The 2,251-nt window shown below is 62.5% G+C and carries 3 protein-coding genes; 1 reads left to right on the top strand and 2 read right to left on the bottom strand.

The window, feature by feature from the left end; all coding sequences use genetic code 11:
* Together EN991_RS32990 and speB are read right to left on the bottom strand one after the other, a co-directional pair.
* On the bottom strand, positions 1-711 hold a 711-nt coding region (locus tag EN991_RS32990; RefSeq protein WP_127370312.1), incomplete at its 3' end, for a transporter substrate-binding domain-containing protein.
* Between the two features lie 82 nt (positions 712-793).
* Positions 794-1,855 (bottom strand): agmatinase, encoded by a 1,062-nt coding sequence (gene speB / locus EN991_RS32985; RefSeq protein ID WP_127370311.1) that lies wholly within the window; start codon positions 1,853-1,855, stop codon positions 794-796.
* Positions 1,856-2,061: 206 nt separating this feature from the next.
* On the opposite strand from speB, the gene EN991_RS32980 reads away from it, so the two are divergent.
* Positions 2,062-2,251: LysR family transcriptional regulator (locus tag EN991_RS32980; protein WP_127370310.1), on the top strand; the 190-nt coding region annotated here is incomplete at its 3' end.

Raw genomic sequence — 2,251 nt, 5'->3', positions numbered from 1 at the left:
GTTGACGGCCTTCTTCAGGCCGTCTTCGTTCTTGTTGAGGCCGATATGCGAGGGCGAGGTCAGAAGCTGGAACTTCTGCTCCGGCTTCAGTGCGTCCTGCTTGGCCAGCACCTGCGCGCCGACGTCGTTGCCGACGACCATCAGCTGCGTCTGGCCGGAGATGAAGGCCTGGATCACCGAATTGTAGTTGTCGAAGCGCTTTATGTCGGCCGATGCCGGTGCTGCCTCGGTGAGCGAGGTGTCTTCCAGCGTGCCGCGATTGACGGCGATCGACTTGTCGGCGAGGTCTTCCTTGCCTTTGACGGCAAGCGCTGCCGGACCGATCACGGCGATGTAGTAGGGCGCGTAGGCAGCGGCGAAGTCGATGACCTGCTCGCGTTCCTTCGAATAGCCGACGCTCATCAGCAGGTCGACGCGATGATCGTTCAGATACGGGATGCGGTTCTGGCCGGTGACGGCGATGGGATTGAGCTTCACCTTGAGCGTATCGGCGATGTATTGCGCGACATCCATGTCATAGCCCTTGAGGCTCATGTCGGCGCTGGCCGAGGAGAAGGGCGGAAAGTCGGCGAAGACGCCGACATTGATGGTGCCGGCCTTGGTGATGTCCGCCAGCGCATCGGCGCTAGCGGCCTGAACTGCGAGGCCGAAACCGGCCGTGCCGAGCATCAGCACGGCGGCGATGGAGGCAAATGTCTTACGGATTGTCATTGTCATTCCCCTGTCTGGAAGCTTTGTTTGTTCGGGTCGGCCGCCGGCTCCAGCGCGGCGGCTGCCTTTGCTTTTCTAGACGTCAGGCGCCCTTGCCTGTTATCGCCGGGCTGAACACCATCAGGCTCAGTATCTCGAACAGCACCTGCGCCGCAGCGTGCGCCGTGTTGGTGGTGGCGTCGTATTGCGGCGCCACCTCGACGACGTCGCCGCCGACGATGTTGAGACCTTTGAGGCCGCGCAGGAGTTCAAGCACTTCGCGCGTCGTCAGCCCGCCGACCTCCGGCGTGCCGGTGCCCGGCGCGAAGGCCGGATCGACGCTGTCGATGTCGAAGGAGACATAGGTCGGGCCGTCGCCGACGATCTTGCGCGCCTTCTCGATGATCGCCGGAATGCCGAGGCCGGTCACCTCCTCGGCATGCACCACGGTCATGCCGGACTCGTAGGTGAACTCCCACAGATATTCGGCCGAGCCGCGGATGCCGATCTGGATCGTGCGCGTCGGGTCGAGCACGCCGTCAAGCACAGCGTTGCGGAACGGGCCGCCATGGTGGAACTTGGTCATGTCGAACAGGCCGCTGGTGTCGCAGTGGGCGTCGATATGGATCAACCCGACCGGAGCTTTCTTGCCGACGGCCTTCAGGACCGGATGGCTGATCGAATGGTCGCCGCCGATCGACAGCGGAATCACCCCGGCATCGACGATCTGGTTGGTGCGGCGCTCGATATCCTCATGGCTGGTCTCAAGCCGGTAGCGGCTGCGGAACGGCGTGTCACCAATGTCGGCGACCCTGAGCTCATGCGTCGGCGCGCATTCCAGCACGTGATTGTAGGGCCCGATGCGCTCGATGGCGCGCAACGCCCTTGGCCCGAAGCGCGAGCCCGGGCGGTTGGTGACGCCGAGATCCATCGGCACGCCGATCATCGCCACCTGCAAATCGCCGAAATCCGGATTGTCGGCCGATATTTCGCGGTAGGGCGCGGCAAGAAAGGTCGGGATGCCTGAATAGGGCGCCAGCCGCGTGCCGCTCTTGGAGAAGATCTTGTCGGCGACCTTGCGGAATTTCGGGTCGAACATCTCGCCGCCATGGCTTTCACCATATTTGCGACGCAACGCATCGAGCTTGCCGCGATCGTATCCCATGTCCGCTCCTCCTGGGCTGATGCAGTGCCGGCGCGGGTGACGCCTGCGAACCGACCGTCATCCGGCCGGGCCGCTGTCCCGCTGGCTGCCTGCAGATTTCATGTCTTGATGCTGTTCTGAACTCAAGTGTCTGGCAGTGGCATTGAAAAATCAATTGATATTGTTAGGGTGTTTTCTGTGAGAAAATCTCACAACAAAGTGGTACCATGACCAAGCGCCTGCCACCGCTCAATCCGCTGCGCGCCTTCGAGGCAACGGCTCGCCATGGTTCACTGACCAAGGCGGCGACTGAGCTGAACGTCACGCATGGCGCTGTCAGCCACCAGATCAAGGCGCTCGAGCAGTCGCTCGGTGTCAAGCTGTTCGAGCGGGTCGGCCAGCGGGTCAAGCTGACAC

Source organism: Mesorhizobium sp. M7A.F.Ca.US.005.03.2.1 (genome assembly GCF_003997795.1).
Classification (GTDB): domain Bacteria; phylum Pseudomonadota; class Alphaproteobacteria; order Rhizobiales; family Rhizobiaceae; genus Mesorhizobium; species Mesorhizobium ciceri.
This window is presented reverse-complemented; position numbering and strand designations above follow the sequence as displayed.

Coding starts and splice junctions, on each gene's coding strand:
- speB (WP_127370311.1), bottom strand. CDS start 1,855: ATGGGATACGATCGCGGCAAGCTCGATGCGTTGCGTCGCAAATATGGT.